General features: G+C 30.2%; 14 protein-coding genes. 4 read left to right on the top strand and 10 right to left on the bottom strand.

From position 1 onward, the window contains the following. The first annotated feature begins 154 nt into the window (after positions 1-154). Positions 155-853 carry an SIMPL domain-containing protein gene (locus B5464_RS09045; RefSeq protein WP_079738098.1) on the top strand — a complete coding sequence of 233 codons (699 nt, stop codon included), beginning with the start codon at positions 155-157 and terminating at the stop codon, positions 851-853. 46 nt (positions 854-899) lie between these two features. Here B5464_RS09045 and B5464_RS09040 read toward each other — a convergent pair whose 3' ends face one another. The 3 genes from B5464_RS09040 to B5464_RS09030 all read right to left on the bottom strand — a co-directional run bounded on the left by B5464_RS09040 (position 900) and on the right by B5464_RS09030 (position 4,701). Further along, on the bottom strand, positions 900-1,751 hold the full coding sequence (locus B5464_RS09040) for a glucosaminidase domain-containing protein (protein WP_079738097.1): 852 nt from the start codon (positions 1,749-1,751) through the stop codon (positions 900-902). Next, positions 1,751-2,689, bottom strand: coding sequence for a 1-aminocyclopropane-1-carboxylate deaminase/D-cysteine desulfhydrase (locus B5464_RS09035; protein WP_079738096.1), 939 nt, complete (start codon positions 2,687-2,689; stop codon positions 1,751-1,753). Before B5464_RS09035 ends, B5464_RS09040 begins: the two co-directional genes overlap by 1 nt. 92 nt (positions 2,690-2,781) lie before the next feature. After that, complete coding sequence (locus B5464_RS09030; protein WP_079738095.1) at positions 2,782-4,701, bottom strand: ABC-F family ATP-binding cassette domain-containing protein; 1,920 nt, start codon at positions 4,699-4,701, stop codon at positions 2,782-2,784. Positions 4,702-4,777: 76 nt separating this feature from the next. Here B5464_RS09030 and B5464_RS09025 point away from each other — a divergent pair, with 76 nt between their 5' ends. Next, positions 4,778-5,158 (top strand): DUF983 domain-containing protein, encoded by a 381-nt coding sequence (locus B5464_RS09025; protein ID WP_079738094.1) that lies wholly within the window; start codon positions 4,778-4,780, stop codon positions 5,156-5,158. Between the two features lie 2 nt (positions 5,159-5,160). Here B5464_RS09025 and B5464_RS09020 read toward each other — a convergent pair whose 3' ends face one another. From B5464_RS09020 to topA, 7 genes are all read right to left on the bottom strand, one after another. Beyond that, on the bottom strand, positions 5,161-6,207 hold the full coding sequence (locus tag B5464_RS09020) for an FAD-binding oxidoreductase (RefSeq protein WP_079738093.1): 1,047 nt from the start codon (positions 6,205-6,207) through the stop codon (positions 5,161-5,163). Positions 6,208-6,402: 195 nt separating this feature from the next. Beyond that, on the bottom strand, positions 6,403-7,257 hold the full coding sequence (gene gldN, locus B5464_RS09015; protein WP_077811063.1) for a gliding motility protein GldN: 855 nt from the start codon (positions 7,255-7,257) through the stop codon (positions 6,403-6,405). 14 nt (positions 7,258-7,271) lie between these two features. After that, positions 7,272-8,804, bottom strand: a complete 1,533-nt coding sequence (gene gldM / locus B5464_RS09010) for a gliding motility protein GldM (RefSeq protein WP_079738092.1) — start codon at positions 8,802-8,804, stop codon at positions 7,272-7,274. 40 nt (positions 8,805-8,844) lie between these two features. Further along, positions 8,845-9,489 (bottom strand): gliding motility protein GldL, encoded by a 645-nt coding sequence (gene gldL, locus B5464_RS09005; RefSeq protein ID WP_077811061.1) that lies wholly within the window; start codon positions 9,487-9,489, stop codon positions 8,845-8,847. Between the two features lie 32 nt (positions 9,490-9,521). Next, positions 9,522-10,895, bottom strand: coding sequence for a gliding motility lipoprotein GldK (gene gldK, locus B5464_RS09000; RefSeq protein ID WP_079738091.1), 1,374 nt, complete (start codon positions 10,893-10,895; stop codon positions 9,522-9,524). Between the two features lie 106 nt (positions 10,896-11,001). After that, positions 11,002-12,162, bottom strand: a complete 1,161-nt coding sequence (locus B5464_RS08995; protein WP_079738090.1) for a formimidoylglutamase — start codon at positions 12,160-12,162, stop codon at positions 11,002-11,004. 38 nt (positions 12,163-12,200) lie between these two features. After that, entirely contained in the window at positions 12,201-14,720 is a 2,520-nt protein-coding gene (topA, locus tag B5464_RS08990) for a type I DNA topoisomerase (RefSeq protein ID WP_079738089.1), read from the bottom strand. Positions 14,721-15,093: 373 nt separating this feature from the next. Between topA and miaB the strand changes: the two genes are divergently transcribed. Beyond that, a complete protein-coding gene (miaB, locus tag B5464_RS08985) occupies positions 15,094-16,551 on the top strand; it encodes a tRNA (N6-isopentenyl adenosine(37)-C2)-methylthiotransferase MiaB (RefSeq protein ID WP_079738088.1) in 1,458 nt (485 codons plus the stop codon). Between the two features lie 83 nt (positions 16,552-16,634). Further along, on the top strand, positions 16,635-17,858 hold the full coding sequence (locus tag B5464_RS08980; RefSeq protein ID WP_077811056.1) for a sigma-54-dependent Fis family transcriptional regulator: 1,224 nt from the start codon (positions 16,635-16,637) through the stop codon (positions 17,856-17,858).

Here is a 17,858-nt window from a genome sequence, read left to right as displayed (position 1 = left end):
AAACATCAAATCTTTAGAAAATCATTTAAAAAACTAATAAAAGTAACTTTTACTAATTTTTTGGTACACATAACTCATTAGAAAACAGCATACACTAAATCTAGATTTTTTCTAAAAAAATTCGAACTTATTTTTACAACATAAAAACATACACATGAAACAGCTTACATTTTTATTTTTACTTTTCTTGTCATCATTTATTTTAAGTCAAAACAGCAATCTCGAAAATTCTTATATCGAAGTTTTAGGTAGTTCTGTAAAAAAAGTTGTCCCCAACGAAATCTATTTGGATATTTTTTTAAAAGAACGAATAGAAAAAGGGAAAAAATTAAATTTAGAAACATTAGAAAATCAATTAAAAAATGCATTGATTAATATTGATATTTCAGCAGAAAATCTTTTTATTTCTGATGTAAATGCGGTTATTTCAAAAACTGGTTGGTTTACTAAAGAGATGTTTTCTACGGCTAAATACACTCTTAAAGTAAGCAGTCCAAAAAAATTAAAAAGTTTTTTTAATTGTTTAGATGAACTAAAAATAACACAAGTAAACATAACAAAAGCAACGCACTCTAAATTAACTGAATTAAAAAAAGAGAATAAAATAGCCGCCATTAAAGCTGCAAAAGAAAAAGCTTATTATTTGTTAGATGCAATTAATGAGAAATTAGGTAAACCTGTTTTTATTAAAGAAACAGAATCGAATAAAAACCAGAATTTTGCCAATACGAGCAATTTGTTACTAAACGGTTACACGAGTGGGATTTCTAAGTTAAAAAGAAATAAAACTATCACTCAATTTGAAGAGATAGTTCTAAAAACTTCAATCTTTATAAAATTTAAAATTGAATAATAAACAACTAATCTTAAGATTAGTTGTTTATTAAATCAGATTTTACTTACTTTTTTACCAACAATTTTTGTCCTACAGAAATAATATTACTGTCTAAATTGTTAATTGCTTTTAAGTTGGCTACAGATATATTAAATTTTCTAGAAATAGAATACAAAGTATCTCCTTTTTTTACTTTATAAAAACTGCTTTTAACTTTTGGTATAACTATTGGTTTTTCTAACTTTTCTCCTTCATTCAAGTTTTTTACTTTTTCAACAAAATTTCCTTTCTTAATTTTGTCAAACTCATAAAGTTGATAGTCTTTAATTATTTTTATAAGCTTAACAGGATATTTTCTATCTGTTGCATACCCTGCTTTTCTTAAGCCATAAGCCCATTTTTTATAGTTTTTAATATTGTAATTAAATAAAAAAGCATATCGACTTCTTTGTGTTAAAAAAAGTGAATGGTCGTTATAAGAAGTTTCTGGATAAACGTATTTTCTAAAACACTCTCCTTTTTCATCATCATCATGATAGACTCTTTCTCCTTTCCAGGCAGTATGACATTTAATTCCGAAATGATTATTAGACTTTAAAGCCAACTCACTTTTACCTTTACCAGATTCTAAAATTCCTTGAGCTAAAGTTATACTTGCCGGAATTTTATATTCGTGCATTTCTTTTACTGCAATTGGCGCATATTTTCTAATGTAAGAAAGCGTTTCTTTATTTAATCTAGGATTATTTTTGTTTAGTTTTTTTGTTAATTCTACTTCATTAACAGATGGTAAATCTATAGGTGCTGGCTCTATAATTACCACACCCGGATTTTTCTTATTTACAACCTTTTTCTTAGCACCACAGCTAGATAAAATCAATAAAAAAACACAACTAAAAATAACTTTTAACTTCATTACACATTTATAATTTGTAGATTCTTTTTAACTAAGTTTGCGTTAAAACCATCAATCCCTTGTATACCACCAGTATGAATTGCTAAAATTTTAGTGCCTTGTTCAAAAGTATCTTTTTTAATTAAATCTAAAATACCAAACAACATTTTACCTGTATAAACTGGGTCTAGTAAAATACCAGTTTTTTCTTTGAATGTATTGATAAACTCTATCAACTCATCATTAAATTTTGCATAACCACCAAAATGATACTTTTTTTGTAAGCTCCAATTGTCTTTACGAATGGTATATTTTTTAATTTCTTCGGATAAAAAAGCTCCTTTTAAAGCAGGAAAACCAATAACTTTTTGATGTTTTTCTAAAGATTTTATAATTCCAGAAATAGTACCTCCAGTACCAACAGCAGCACAAATATAATCGAATTTAGAATCTTGTTCTGTTAAAATTTCTTGGCAACCATCTACTGCCAAACCGTTGGTTCCTCCTTCAGGAATCATATAAAAATCTCCCCATTTATTTTTCATCTTTTCTATAAAACCAAAAGACGTTTTTTGCCTGTACAATTCTCTTGACACAAAATGAAATTTCATTCCATTTTCTGCTGCTTTTCTTAAAGTTGGATTTCCTTCTAAAGTTTCTTTAATATTTTTACCTAACTCATCTCCTCTAATTACAGCAAACGTTTTTAAACCTGCTAACTTACCCGCCACAGCAGTTGCAGCGATGTGGTTAGAGTATGCGCCACCAAATGTTAAGACAGATTTTTTCTTTAACTTAATTGCTTCTTCAATATTATATTTTAGTTTTCTAAACTTGTTACCAGAAACAAACGGGTGTATTAAATCTTCTCTTTTAATAAAAAGTTCTACATTTTTTTCTTTTAATAGAGAGAGTTCTATTTGTTCGTTTTTTGATACAATTGTTGCGTTTAAATCCATGGGCATTTATTCTTGCGACTACAAGAATTTTTAAAATTTTAGTATTTAGTTTAAGTTTCCTGATTAAAATCAGGAATAAAATTTAGATAGAATTATGAGAAGTTAGAAACTTGCGCTTCTATTTTTTCCCAATCTTCCATTGCAGCATCTAATTTTGCTTTTTTAGCTTTGTATTTTTCAAAGAAATTTGGTCTAGATGAAACTTCATCGTAATCATTAGCCAATTCTAAGTCTATTTTTTCTATTTCTTTTTCTAAATCTGCAATTTCGGTTTCTACTTTAGAGAGTTTATTATTTAGTTTTTTCAACTCTTTTTCTTGTTCTCTAGATAATAAATGTGCTTCTTTTTTAGAAGTATCTTTAGCAACTTTTACAACCGTTCTTTTTTCTGCTTCTCTTAAATTTTCTAATTTATGTTGATCTAAGAAATAATCGATATCACCTAAATATTCTTTAATTTCTTTGTCTTTAAAACCATAAACTGTAGTAGTTAAACCTTGTAAGAATTCTCTATCGTGAGAAACTACAATTAATGTGCCATTAAAGTTATTTAAAGCTTCTTTTAAAACTGTTTTAGAGGCAATATCTAAGTGGTTTGTTGGCTCATCCATTATTAAAACATTAAATGGTTGCAACAATAATTTACATAATGCCAATCGATTTCTTTCTCCTCCAGAAAGTACTTTTGCTTTTTTATCTACAGCATCTCCACCAAATAAGAAAGATCCCAACATATCTCTAACACGCATTCTGTTAGTATCTGTTGCTGCATCTTCCATGATTTCTAGAACTGTTTTTTCTGGTGGTAAATGTTCTGATTGGTTTTGAGCGAAATAACCAACTTCTACATTATGACCTAATTTTAAATGGCCTTCAAACGGAATTTCACCAACCATCATTTTTGCCAATGTAGATTTTCCTTGTCCGTTTTGACCAACAAAAGCAATTTTACTATTTCTTTCTATTAATAAATCTACACCTTCTAAAACGTGTTTATCGCCATAACTTTTACACAAATTTTCTGCTTCAACAATAATTTTGCCTGGTTCTCTAGAAATGTTAAATCGAACATTCATTGCCTGATTATCGTCTTGATCTACTTCAATTAACTCAACTTTATCTAGTTGTTTCATTAAAGATTGCGCCATAGAGGCTTTACTAGCTTTGGCTTTAAACTTATTTATTAAGTGTTGTTTTTGCTTTATTTCTTTCTCTTGATTCTTTTGAGCTTGTAATTGCTTTTCTTTAATTTCTCCTCTTAAAAGCAAAAATTCTGAATAAGGTTTTTTGTAATCGTAAATTTGCCCTAAAGAAATTTCTATAGTTCTATTTGTTACGTTATCTAAAAACATTTTATCGTGAGAAACCAATACAATTGCACCAGCATAACCTTTTAAGAAGTTTTCTAACCAAATAATAGATTCGATATCTAAGTGGTTTGTTGGCTCATCTAAAAGCAAAATGTCATTATTTTGTAATAATAATTTTGCCAATTCAATTCGCATTCTCCATCCTCCAGAAAAAGTATCGGTTAGTTTGTCAAAGTCTTCTCTTTTAAAACCTAAACCTTGTAAAATTTTTTCCGTGTCTCCTTGATAGTTGTAACCTCCTAAAAGCTCGTAACGTTCTGTTTTTTCTGTTAAATCAATAATTAATTGGCTATAAGATTCACTTTCGTAATCTGTTCTTGTAGCTAATTGTTCGTTTATTTGATCTAATTGTAGTTCTATTTCTTTAATTTCTTCGAATGCTTGATACGCTTCTTCTAAGATAGTTCTTCCTTCAACAAAATCTATATCTTGTCTTAAAAAACCAATTTGCACATCTTTATCAAACGCCATTGTACCTCCACTACTTTCAATATCCTTAGAAAGAACTTTTAAAAGTGTAGATTTTCCTGCTCCATTTTTACCTATTAAACCAATTCTGTCTCCTTTATTTAATTTGAAAGTAATACCAGAAAACAAATCAGTTCCCATAAATGAAACTGTTAAATTATGAACGTTTAGCATGAAATGTAATAATTGTTACTAAATTAAAGATGTAAAAAATTTACCTTTGCAAAAGTATATAAATTTTAAGGTTAAGATGTTTAAAAAAGGAACAAAAATATATAGTATTGCTAAAGGAAAGTGCCCTAAGTGCCACGAAGGTGATTTTTTTAAATATAAATTCACTTTTAATCCTTCTAAAATTACACAATTGCACGATAATTGCCCAAACTGTAATTTAAAATATATGATGGAACCTTCATTTTTTTATGGAGCAATGTATGTTAATTATGGTATTACAGTTGCGCTTTCTGTAGCTACCTTTTTAATTTCATCTTTAGTATTTAACTTAGGCTTATTGCAATCTTTTGCTGCTATCATTATCACTTTAATTTTATTAGCACCAGTAAATTTAAGATTGTCTAGAATTTTATGGATTAATATGTTTGTTTCTTATGATCCTAAAACTAAAAAGTAGTTTTATACATTCTGAAATCTTTTTATATCTGCTGCTTCATCTAAAGCAATATTATTTTCTATAAAATCATACAAATTAGAAGCTAGTTTGGGTGCTATCATTACACCTCTTGTGCCTAAACCATTTAAAATTGCCAAGTTTTTATGCGTTGGATGCACTCCTACAAAAGGCCTTCTATCTGCTGTGGCTGGTCGAATACCGGCAGTTTGATCTAATATTGTATACGGTACGTCTATAACTTTTTTAAGTTTTAACACCAATTCTTCTCTACCAGATGCTGATGCCACTGATGTTTTATCTTTATGATTAAAAGTTGCACCAACCTTGTATTTATTTTCACCTAAAGGGATTAAAAATAACGCTGACTTTAATAAAAAATCAATATTTAATTCCGGAGCATGAATTGTGATTAACTCTCCTTTTACTTCATCTAAAGGTAAATAATTAAAAAAAGGGTTTTCTTTTAAACCAAAGCCCTCGCAAAAAACAATTTTAGAAGATGTAATTGATTTATAACTGATTTTATTTTCTGATATTTCTAAAAGAGAGTGATCAAATTTTTCAAATTGAATAGCATTATTGTCTTCTAAATAGTTACGATACGCATTTACAAGTTTTAAAGTATCTATGCGTCCGGTTTCATTTACAATTCCGAAACCAAAATCACCAATTACGCCGTCTACCTTTTTATGTTCTAAATCTGAATTTAAAAATTCTTTTAATCTTGTTTTATCTGATGCAGCAAACCAATTATTTTGTTCTTCTACAGACTTAAATGCTCTTTTGATTTCTATTTTCTGATCAAATTTTTCTTGTAATTTATCTTCTAAACTTTTGTAAAACGGCATTGCTATTGCTAATTGTTCTGCAGCTTGCCAAACAGGTGTAAATCTTCTTAAAATTACAGGATTATAAACTCCGCCAGCAACTAAAGATGATGTTTGCGACGCATCTTCAAAAACTATAAATGTTTTATTGGCTTTTAATAACTTTTCTGCAAAAGCTAAACCTGCCAAACCTAAACCAACTATAATATAATCTACTTTCATAATAATTAATAGTACATAAATAAGCTTTAATAAGCTAGTATTTCTAATTGTTTGCAAACAAGTTTAGCCCTGATTGAAACATTTGTTTGAGCTCTTTTTGAAGAATGAAAAAAAGCGAGTGTTGAAAGCAGGAAATAGCTTCAAATAAAAAAACGCTTGCTTACGCAAACGTTTTGTATGAATTTAAATTGCGAATTAATAATTCCACATATCTATTTCTCTGTTTCTAATGTCTTCTTTAATCTTATTTGCTTCTAGCAACTGAAATAAAGAATTACCTCTAACATAGTCTTCTATGGCTCTATTACCGTAAATATTTTCTTCTCTAATAATAGTAGAGCTAAACCTTCTTGCATTTAACAAATGATCAAAAGATATTGGTTGTGATGCATTTTTTGGATTAAAAACTTTAGCATCGTGTAATACTTCTCTTGCCGAAGGAAAGAAAATCCAGAATAATTCGTATAACTCATCGTCTTCAATTTCTTGAACTCCTAGTGTTTGAACATCTTTACCCATTGGCGCTAAAGCTAACATTCTGTATTTTAACTCGCCTTGACGCTTATCAAAATACCACATACCTTTAATCATATAACCTGCAACATCTTCTGTTTGGATTCTAAAAGTATCTGTATAACCGTTTTCTTCACGAACGTTAATTAAACGTTGGTCTATTTCTTGTTGTGTAATTTTTGAAGTAAAAAAAGAATCGTCGTATGCTTCTTTAATTTTACCTTGCTTTATACCTTTTATGATTGTGTGAAACAAAGATCTTCTATCAGAAGAAATATTAGTTGTATCTATAGGAAAGTAATATGGTAGGTTTATCTTTTGATTTAAATCGATAAATTCCCACACAACTTTAGACCATAAAACGTCTCTGTCGTCTACGTAACCATAAGGAATTGGACCATCATTATCTGCTGCCAATTGCTGATCGCTTTTTACACCAATTTGGTCTACAGATTTTGCGTTTAGTAAATTTGCTTGCGCATTTACAAAACCTGTTGTTAGGATAGCGAATACTATTATTACACAATTTTTAATCATAACTATGTTTATTTCTAGTTTGTTAACTCTATATTAACTGGTAATACTTTTTTTAGTTTATAAGAGTTATTTTTTATTACTGCTTGAATACCGAAAATATTAATTATATCTCCTCTTCTTGCTTTAGAAAGTGCTTTTTTGGCTGCTGCATTTAATTTAGAACCATTTACAATTATTGCTAATTGACCTGGCACTTTTACTTTAAAGCTTGTTACTCTTAAATCTAAGTCGAATAAGAAATCTGGCAAACCTGCACCTATTGGCGTATTTGCTAAACCAGATTTAGGCATTCTTACTGTACCAAATTGACCTCTTACAGTTCCCATTGCTGCTGGTATATCTTTAATTCTGAACACAGTTTTTGTGTTTACATTTTTGCCATCTGCTAATTTTGCAGAAACATTAATACTAACTGTATTTCCTGCTTTTGGTCTCATCATGTATTTACCAGAACCAGTTTTTTGCAATCCTGGTGCACTTGCTCTAACATCTTTATCTGGCACACCTGGTAAAGAAATAGATATAGGATTTGATAAACCTCTATATACTACATTCATTTTATCTGCAGATACAACAGGCGCGTTTGGTTTAGAAATTACAGAATAAGAACTTTTAAAAGGAACCGGAACTTCTTCTCCGTTTTCCATAAAGTAAATTGTTCCTTTAATATCTTTTTCTCCAACACTACCAGCTCTTAAATCTAAAACTACGCTACCATCTTTAAAGTTATCGTATTTTTTACCATTTAATTCTACTCTACTAGGTTTTAAACTTGGGTCATATCTTCCTAAAACAACACTACCTGTAACTTTATCGCCAGGATAAAAAGCATTCTTATCAAGTTGCACAACACCATTATAATTAGACATAGAAACTTCACTTTCTAATTGTCCGCCTAATAAATCTGAAATTATATCGCTTTCAGTATTTTTTACGTCAGCTTGTATTTGAGTAAAGTTTGTTAATGAAGCTACCATTGGAAAACCTTCATACCTTGCTCTTAAAAATGGAATTTCTTTCCCTGTTTCTTGATCTACTACATCGTCTGTAGAAAACCTTTTATTTAAGACAGGTGCAAATTTACTATCAGATCCTAATGCGTTTAAAACATTATTTCTATAACCATTCATTTTATCTAAAAACTCTTGTCCTTCTGCTGTATAATTGTCTCCTTTAAAGAAATAAGCATCTAACCAATCTGTTTTGTCCATCTCTTCATAATTGTCTTTATCTTCTATATCTGCAGTCATTTTAGACTTTAAATCTGCTAAATATTGATAAAACTCAGAAGAGTATTCTTTTACTTTGTCTGCTTTCTGCTTTAATGGTCCAAATTTTTCTGGTTGTTCAGAAGCCTTTGTTGCCAAATTTGTATAAGCTAAAGCATTTTTTTCTGCTGTAGAAAGGTTGTTTTCTACTAATTTTTCGTTCATAAATCCAAAAGCAGATAAAACTTCTTTACTCATATTCATTGCTAACATTGCAATAAATACAAGATACATTAAGTTAATCATCTTCTGTCTTGCGGACATTTTTCCTCCTGCCATTCTAATTAGTTTTTAAGTTAATATACATTAGTGAAACTAATTATTTGTTTGACATTGCAGATAGCATGTTACCATATACTCCGTTTAAAGAAGACAAGTTGCTTGCTAAAGCTTTCATTTGCTCGTGTAATCTTTCTGTATTTTCTACAACAGAAGTATTTAATTCTGCTTGTTTGCTTGTATTTTCTACTTGAACTTTGTATAGATTATTTAAAGACTCCATTTGTAATGCAGCTTTAGACATTTCTTCGTTGTATTTATTGGTAGAAGCAACAGAACCAGATGCTGCAGATAATCCTTCTGCTGCATTTTGAAAGTTTTTCATGCTAGAACCTAAACTTGCCATTAAGTTAGAATCTATTTTTGCTTCTTGTAATAAACTATCTAATTTTTGAGAAAGCATTCCTTCTGCTCCTAATTTTTTAGTTTCTTTTTTAGAAGAAATTCCTCCTTCTGCTAATTCTGGATAGACTTTAGACCAATCTAAATCTTCTTCTGGTGCATCAAAAGCAGAAATTAAGAATACTATCGCTTCTGCAATTAAACCAATTGTTAGCATTAAACCACCTGTAATTGGCCCAATGTTTATATGTTGAATCTTGAATAAAGCTCCAATAATTACTACTGCTGCTCCAATTCCGTAAACGAAATTCATTCCTTTTTTGTACGCTCTTGACTGTGCCATTTTTCTTTAAATTAATTTAGGGGTTTTTATTATTATTTATTTCCTGTTCCAATATAGTTTTGAACGGTTCTAAAACCAATGTAGCTTCTTGCAGTATCTGCATATTCATAATCTCTAGAACTTACTTCTAAAAAGTATGCTACATCTTTCCATGAACCACCTCTTACAATTTTTCTTTTATTTTTTCTATCCTCTACATTAGGGTTCATTGTAGAAGCCATGTAGTAAGAAGATAAGTTATATGCTGTATTTGTCCATTCAGAAACATTACCAGCCATATTGTACAAACCGTAATCGTTTGCATTAAAAGACTTAGCTTCCATAGTATATAAAGCACCGTCTACGGCATAGTTACCTCTAACAGGCTTAAAGTTTGCTAAAAAGCAACCTCTATCACTAGTTGTTCCTCCTGTTCCCCATGGATATGTTGCAAATTCTAAACCTCCACGTGCAGCATATTCCCATTCTGCTTCTGTAGGCAATCTAAAATCTGGTACTTGAGTAGCGTTTTTTCTTCCTTTTAAATAATCATTTTTCTTTTTAGTTCTCCAATTACAGAAAGCATTTGCTTGCTCCCAAGTTATACCAACTACAGGATAATCTCCATAAGATTGGTGATAAAAATAATCTTGGTGCATAGGATCATTGTAAGAATAATTAAAATCTTTTACCCAAGCAGTTGTATCTGGGTAAATATTTAAAACTTCAGTTTGAACAAAATCTTTTCTATTTCCTCCTTTTCTTGCAGCATTATCTCTATCAAACCAAGAATATCTATACTTTAAGAATTTAGGATTAAAAGTTCTAATACCATCTACAGCTTCTTCTCTACTAATATAAAGAGAATCCATTACCTCTACATAATCAATATCTGGATATTCTTCTTTTTTCCAAACTAATTCAGTTTCCCAATTTAATGGTTTTATAGAATCGATACCATCACCTAAGCTCCAGTAGTTTTCATACATATATCTTTGGTAAGGTGTTGCATCTGTAGTATCTACTGTAGCAAAAGCATACTCATGTATTCCACCAGAAGGTAAAGCTCCGTTAGGATCTGGAGCAGCACTTAAAGCGGCAAACTCTGCTTGATATCCCAATCTTGTTCTTACGATAGAATCTCTAACCCAATGAACAAATTCTTTATATTCATTGTTAGTAACTTCAGTTTCATCCATATAATAAGGCCTAACAGTAACTGTTTTAGTTGGTGCATTCATAGTACCAATAATATCTTGATCTTGCTTACCCATTGTAAATGAACCACCAGGAATTAAAGCCATACCGTATGGTTTTTCTGAAAACCATTTCTTCTTAACTTTAACACCCACCAACTCTCCTCTATCATTAGAGCCACAACTGTAAATTACTGCTAATAAAAGTGCAAATATTGCTGCTTTCTTCATATTCTGTTTATATCTTAACTAAAAGTTCGTAAACCTATTATTTTTTTTGTTAAAAAACAATATTGAAATCGCATTTAACGTATTCATTTTTTTATAATCTTGTAAACTATACCATCTTTTTCATTGCTTTATACCATTTTTCTGGTATAATTTGCTTGGTTGCTTCTGTGTAATCTTGGTATGTACATGGTATTAACGCATGTCTTTTGTATTTATTATTTGACAAAATATTTATTTCTACCCACCATCTACCAGATTTATTACTCTTGTAAAAAGTTAAAGGTTCATCATCATCAAATAAAACTGTAAATTTCTGATAATTTTCTTTTCCTGAAAATGGATAATCTTTTACTCTGTAGTTAACTCCTTCTATAAAATACCAAATAATTTGTGCGATTAAATGTGCTGTTTGATTGTTATTATCTAGCTTAGAATTGTATTCGTAAATACCAAAAGACGAAACTTTATCGCTAATACCTGCATATCTTGAAATTGCACAAAGTTCTTCACCGTAAAATCCGTTTGGAGAGGCATTATTGTTTGCGGGTGCTTCACTTTGTCGAATAGCACCAATATCTATAGAAACAATATCTGCATTTCTAAATGCTGGCTCTATATTTTCTAATTCTTTAGATTTTCCTAATCGATATGCATCAAAAAATAAATTATCTAACAATGCTATTTCTTCTTGCGAATTAAAATAGGTTTGGTACCCAACGTTGCAGTAATTAAATAAATTATTAGGCTCTTGCATAATAATTTTACTTAAGTAAGATTGAGAACTTAATTCGCCTTCTAAATTACCTAAATCGAATCTACTATCTACAGCCGTAATATTTACAGATTGCTCTAGCTCGTCATAAGCTCTGTAATTTACGTAAGTAATGTCTTGACCACCACCAATAATAACAGGAATAATGTTTTCTTTGATTAAAGAAGTTATAATTTCTTTAACGGCAAAATAAGTATCAGAAACCTTATTACCTTTTTCTACATTTCCTAAATCTGCAATATTTGTGTGCCAATTTCCTGGAAATAATTGATAAAACTTTTCTCTAATTTTAAACAAATCTTCACCACAACCAAAGTTGTTATGTGAATTTCGATCTTCTTTTACTCCGAAAATAGCTATTTGAACATTTTCTAAATCAGGAAAGCCTTCTTCTTTAGAATGAATTTGAATATGTTGCCCCAAACATGACTGAGATTGCTGCAATAAACTTGCAACAACCGAATCTTTTATAGGGGTTAAAAAGTCTTGGCTCATCAATTTTTTGTAAATAAAGTATGCAAGATACTAACTAATTATTTCTTCTTTGTCGTTTTTTTAGCTGTAGTTTTCTTTTTAGCTGCTGGTTTTTTCTTTGCTGCCTTTTTCTTAGGTGCTTTAGCTTCTATCATTTTAATAGCTTCTGCTTTGGTTAGTTTTTCTATGGCTGTAGTTTTAGGTAATTCAATTTTAATTTTACCTTTTATTACATTAAAACGACCCCATCTTGCTTTTTCAACTCGAATACCTTCGTCTTCCCAATTATGAATAACTTTATCTATTTCTTTTTGCTTTTTCACCTCGATTAACTCAACAATATCATCATCAGATAAATTATCGAAATCGTATTTTTTATTTACGTTGATAAACATTGAGTTCCATTTAATAAATGGCCCAAAACGTCCAACACCTTTTTGTACTGGTAAATCTTCGTAATGATAAATTGGTGCATCTGCCTTTTGCTTAGCAACAATTAATTCTTCTGCCCTTGGTAAATCTACTTCCATCGGATTCTCTCCTTTATCAAGAGAAACAAACATTTTTCCGAAACGGATATAAGGCCCAAAACGACCGTTAGAAACAATAACTTCTTCGCCTTCGTATGTACCTAAAGTTTTTGGCAACAAAAATAATTCTAAAGCTTCTTCTAAAGTAATTGTACCTAATTGCTGATCTTTGTTAAGACTCGCAAATTGTTTTTCTTCATCTTCTGGCGCACCAATTTGCGCTATAGGACCAAATTTACCCAAACGCACTAAAACTGTTTTGCCAGACTCTGGATGTTTACCTAAAATACGTTCTCCGGATTCCCTTTCTGCATTTTCCTTAACATCTTCAACATTATCATGAAATTTGATGTAGAAACTTTTAATCATTTCTATCCAATCTTCATCTCCTTCAGAAATATCATCAAAAGAATTTTCTACTCGAGCTGTAAATCCGAAGTCTAAAATATTAGAAAAATTAGCTACCAAAAAGTCGTTTACAATATTACCAATATCTGTTGGCACTAATTTGTTTTTATTAGAACCTGTTTTTTCTGATAACGTTTCGCTTTTTACGGCACCATTAGCTAAAATTAATTGCTGATATTCTCTTTCTACACCTTCGTTTTGTCCTTTTTCTATATAACCTCTTCTTTGAACCGTAGAAATTGTTGGTGCATACGTAGATGGTCTACCAATACCTAATTCTTCTAATTGTTTTACCAAAGAAGCTTCTGTAAATCTGTATGGTGGACTCGTAAAACGCTGTGTTGCGTTTATAAATGTATATTCTAAAGCATCGTTTACTTTTAAATTTGGCAACATACCAGCTTGTTCTTCACCATCTTCATCATCATTACCTTCTAAATAAACCTTTAAGAAACCTTCAAACTTAATCATCTCTCCGTTTGCAGTAAAGATTTTATCGTTTTCAGAATTTTCTATTTTAACGTTTGTACGTTCTAATTGTGCATCGCTCATTTGAGACGCCAATGTTCTTTTCCATATTAAATCATACAATCTATTTTGATCGTATTCTGTATCTATAGAATGCATTTTCATGTTTGTTGGTCTAATCGCTTCGTGAGCTTCTTGGGCTCCTTTTGCTTTCGATTTAAAAACACGTTGCTTACTATATTCTTTTCCGTAATAATTGCTTATTTCTTCTTCGGCAGCATTTCTTGCGTCTACAGATAAGTTAACACTATCTGTTCTCATATAAGTAATTAAACCGGCTTCATACAAACGCTGTGCTACTTGCATTGTTTTACCTACCGGAAACCCTAATTTTCTTGATGCTTCTTGTTGTAATGTAGAAGTTGTAAACGGTGCTGCCGGAGATTTTTTTGCAGGTTTTTTAGTTAAATCTGCAATTTTAAAATCTGCATTTGCACAAGAATTTAAAAAACTTTCTGCCGCTTTTTTAGAGTCGAAGTTTTTTGGTATTGTTGCTTTAAAAGATTTTCCTTCTAAATTAGAAAACTGTGCTACTACTTTATAATGTGTAGCTGGTTTAAAATCTAAAATACTACGTTCTCTTTCTACAATTAACCTTACAGCAACAGATTGAACTCTACCTGCAGATAATCCTCCTTTTACTTTACGCCATAAAACTGGCGATAATTCGTAACCAACAAGCCTATCTAAAACTCTACGCGCTTGTTGTGCGTTCACCATGTTATAGTCTATATCTCTGGGATTATCAACCGCTTTTAAAATGGCATTTTTAGTAATTTCATGAAAAACGATACGTTTTGTATTATCGTCTTTTAAATCTAACTGCTCTTTTAAGTGCCACGCAATAGCCTCTCCTTCTCGATCCTCATCACTTGCTAACCAAACAGTGTCTGCTTTTTTCGCTAAAGTTCTTAGTTTTTTTACAACTGGTTTTTTATCGTCTGATACTATATATTTAGGACTAAAGTCTCCATCTACATCAATTCCTAATTCTTTAGAAGGTAAGTCTGCAATGTGCCCATAACTAGACTCTACTTGAAAATCTTTTCCTAAAAATTTTTCTATCGTCTTCGCTTTAGCTGGTGACTCTACAATTACTAAATTCTTTGCCATTTATCTTTCTGTTTTCGTAATTAATGCAATCGAAATCGCACTTTATCCAACTGCAAAAGTATGTAGTTTTTTTTATTAATTCTTTTTTTAGTTTCTTTTTACATCATTTTTAATACAAAAAGACCTTTAAAATCAACTTAAATTTACATTAATTACACTTTTATATTCTGTTTTATAAATTTTATTTTTTTGATTTATTTTGAAGTATATCAAAGTAAATCTTAAAAACAGGATTCAAAAGATTGAACATAAATTAGAAAAAATGAATGTTCTTTATATTTCTGTTAATTTATAATTGATAATTATTTGTTTTCTGCCAATTTGTCATTCAATTTGAATTTTGGTTGTATATTTGCATCTCATTTTTTGAATTATGGAGCAAATCGAAAAAGTAATAGACGAAAGAATACAAGGTAAAGCACTTGTTACAGAAAATAAAGAACAAAACACTAAAAAATTATTTATTGAAAGCTACGGTTGTCAAATGAATATGAATGATAGTGAAATTGTTGCTGCTATTTTAGACAAGCAAGGTTATAATACAACACAAATATTAGAAGAAGCAGACTTGGTTTTGGTGAACACATGTTCTATCCGAGAAAAAGCAGAAACTACTGTTCGTAAACGTTTACAAAAATACAATAGAGTAAAAAGAGAATCTAATAAAAATATGAAAGTAGGCGTTTTGGGCTGTATGGCAGAACGTCTAAAAGAAAAATTTTTAGAAGAAGAAAAAATTGTAGACTTAGTTGTAGGCCCAGATGCTTATAAAGATTTACCTAACTTATTAGAAGAAGTTAATGAAGGTAGAGATGCTGTAAATGTAATTTTATCTAAAGAAGAAACTTACGGAGACATTGCACCTGTTCGTTTAAATTCTAACGGTGTATCTGCATTTGTTTCTATCACCAGAGGTTGCGATAATATGTGTACTTTTTGTGTAGTTCCTTTTACACGTGGTAGAGAAAGAAGTAGAGACCCTAAAAGTATTTTAGAAGAAATTGGTCAAATGGTAGATCAAAATTATAAAGAAATTACTTTGCTTGGTCAAAACGTAGATAGTTATTTATGGTATGGCGGTGGTTTAAAGAAAGATTTTAAAAAAGCTTCTGAAATGGCACAAGCCACTGCAGTTGGTTTTGCAGAGTTGTTAGATATTTGTGCTACTAAATTTCCAAAAACTCGTTTTCGCTTTTCTACATCGAATCCGCAAGACATGCATTTAGACGTTATTCATGTAATGGCTAAACATAAAAATATTTGTAAATATTTACACTTACCTGTTCAAAGCGGAAGTAACGCCATGCTAAAAGCAATGAACAGACAACATACTAGAGAAGAATATATGGAACTGGTTGACAATATTTTTAAAATTGTACCAGAAATGTCTTTATCTCAAGATATGATTGTTGGTTTCTGCGGAGAAACAGAGCAAGATCATCAAGATACTTTAGACTTAATGAGATATGTAAAATACGATTTTGGTTTTATGTTTTCTTATTCTGAAAGACCAGGTACTTTAGCCGGTAACAAAATGGAAGATGATGTACCGCAAGAAGTTAAAAAAAGAAGATTACAAGAGGTTATAGATTTACAACAAGAACATGCCTTATACAGAACTCAACAACATTTAGGTAAAGTAGAAGAGTTTTTAATTGAAGGTACTTCTAAGAAAAATCCTAACGAATGGAAAGGTAGAAATACCCAAAACACCGTTGCTGTTTTTGATAAAGGAAACTATAAATTAGGAGACTTTGTAATGGTTAAAATAGAAGATTGTACTTCTGCAACCTTAAAAGGAACTGTTATTGGGTATTCTGATAATAATTAATTTTTAGAAAAGAAATCTAGAGATAGGTTTTAAGAAAAAACTTATCTCTTTATTCTTTTTTTCTCTATTCTAAGAAAAAGAAAATGGAAAACTTACAAGCAATCAAACAACGTTTTGGCATAATTGGTAACGATTTGCAACTTAATAGAGCTTTAGAAAAAGCCGTAAGAGTTGCACCTACAGATATTTCTGTATTAGTTACCGGAGAAAGTGGTGTTGGTAAAGAAAGTATTCCTAAAATAATACATTCTTTATCTCATAGAAAACATGCAAAATACATTGCTGTAAACTGTGGTGCAATACCAGAAGGAACTATTGATAGCGAACTTTTTGGTCACGAAAAAGGGTCTTTTACAGGTGCTACACAAGATAGAAAAGGATACTTTGAAGTAGCTGATGGTGGTACCATATTTTTAGATGAAGTTGGTGAGCTACCTTTAACAACCCAAGTAAGATTATTACGTGTTTTAGAAAACGGTGAGTTTATAAAAGTTGGTTCTTCTAAAACTTTAAAAACGAACGTTAGAATTGTAGCTGCAACTAACGTAAATATGCAAGCAGCTATAGAAAAAGAACGTTTTAGAGAAGATTTGTATTACAGGTTAAGCACTGTAGAAATTCAATTACCTGCTTTAAGAGATCGTAATGAAGATATTCATTTATTATTTCGAAAATTTGCAGCAGATTTTGCTCAGAAATATAGAATGCCTTCTATTCGATTAGATGAAAATGCAGTAAATGTTTTATTAAACTATCGCTTTCCGGGTAACATTCGTCAGTTAAAAAACTTAGCAGAACAAATTTCTGTAATCGAAGAAAGTAGAACCATTACAGCTTCTAAGCTAAACCAATACTTACCAAATAACAACGGTAATTTGCCAGCAGTTGTTGGCGGTAAAAAAGAAAATGATTTTTCTACGGAAAGAGACATTATGTACAAGATTTTGTTTGACATGAGAAACGACATTAACGATTTAAAAAAGTTAACGTTAGATTTAATGAAAAACGGAGATATAGAACAAGTACAAGAAGAAAATCATCAATTATTAGAAAAAATTTATAGCGATAAAGAATTAAAAGAACACGATATCGAAGTTCTAAATATTCCGCAAAATAATTCTGAAGACAAAGAATACGATTTTATAGAAACTATAGAAGAAGATGAGTCTTTATCATTACAAGACAAAGAAATTGAAATGATAAAAAAATCTTTAGAAAAGAACAATAATAAAAGAAAACTTGCTGCTAAAGAACTAGGTATTTCTGAAAGAACATTGTACAGAAAAATTAAACAATACGATTTATAA

Origin of the sequence: Polaribacter sp. KT 15, assembly GCF_900143115.1 — a bacterium.
Taxonomy (GTDB): Bacteria; Bacteroidota; Bacteroidia; order Flavobacteriales; family Flavobacteriaceae; genus Polaribacter; species Polaribacter marinaquae.
This window is presented reverse-complemented; position numbering and strand designations above follow the sequence as displayed.

Bases quoted from the DNA above. Each gene is read 5' to 3' on its own strand.
- B5464_RS09025 (WP_079738094.1), top strand. From the start codon at position 4,778: ATGTTTAAAAAAGGAACAAAAATATATAGTATTGCTAAAGGAAAGTGC.
- B5464_RS08980 (WP_077811056.1), top strand. From the start codon at position 16,635: ATGGAAAACTTACAAGCAATCAAACAACGTTTTGGCATAATTGGTAAC.
- gldK (WP_079738091.1), bottom strand. From the start codon at position 10,895: ATGAAGAAAGCAGCAATATTTGCACTTTTATTAGCAGTAATTTACAGT.
- gldM (WP_079738092.1), bottom strand. From the start codon at position 8,804: ATGGCAGGAGGAAAAATGTCCGCAAGACAGAAGATGATTAACTTAATG.
- B5464_RS09040 (WP_079738097.1), bottom strand. From the start codon at position 1,751: ATGAAGTTAAAAGTTATTTTTAGTTGTGTTTTTTTATTGATTTTATCT.
- B5464_RS09045 (WP_079738098.1), top strand. From the start codon at position 155: ATGAAACAGCTTACATTTTTATTTTTACTTTTCTTGTCATCATTTATT.
- B5464_RS09030 (WP_079738095.1), bottom strand. From the start codon at position 4,701: ATGCTAAACGTTCATAATTTAACAGTTTCATTTATGGGAACTGATTTG.
- topA (WP_079738089.1), bottom strand. From the start codon at position 14,720: ATGGCAAAGAATTTAGTAATTGTAGAGTCACCAGCTAAAGCGAAGACG.
- gldN (WP_077811063.1), bottom strand. From the start codon at position 7,257: ATGATTAAAAATTGTGTAATAATAGTATTCGCTATCCTAACAACAGGT.
- B5464_RS09020 (WP_079738093.1), bottom strand. From the start codon at position 6,207: ATGAAAGTAGATTATATTATAGTTGGTTTAGGTTTGGCAGGTTTAGCT.
- miaB (WP_079738088.1), top strand. From the start codon at position 15,094: ATGGAGCAAATCGAAAAAGTAATAGACGAAAGAATACAAGGTAAAGCA.
- B5464_RS08995 (WP_079738090.1), bottom strand. From the start codon at position 12,162: ATGAGCCAAGACTTTTTAACCCCTATAAAAGATTCGGTTGTTGCAAGT.
- gldL (WP_077811061.1), bottom strand. From the start codon at position 9,489: ATGGCACAGTCAAGAGCGTACAAAAAAGGAATGAATTTCGTTTACGGA.
- B5464_RS09035 (WP_079738096.1), bottom strand. From the start codon at position 2,689: ATGGATTTAAACGCAACAATTGTATCAAAAAACGAACAAATAGAACTC.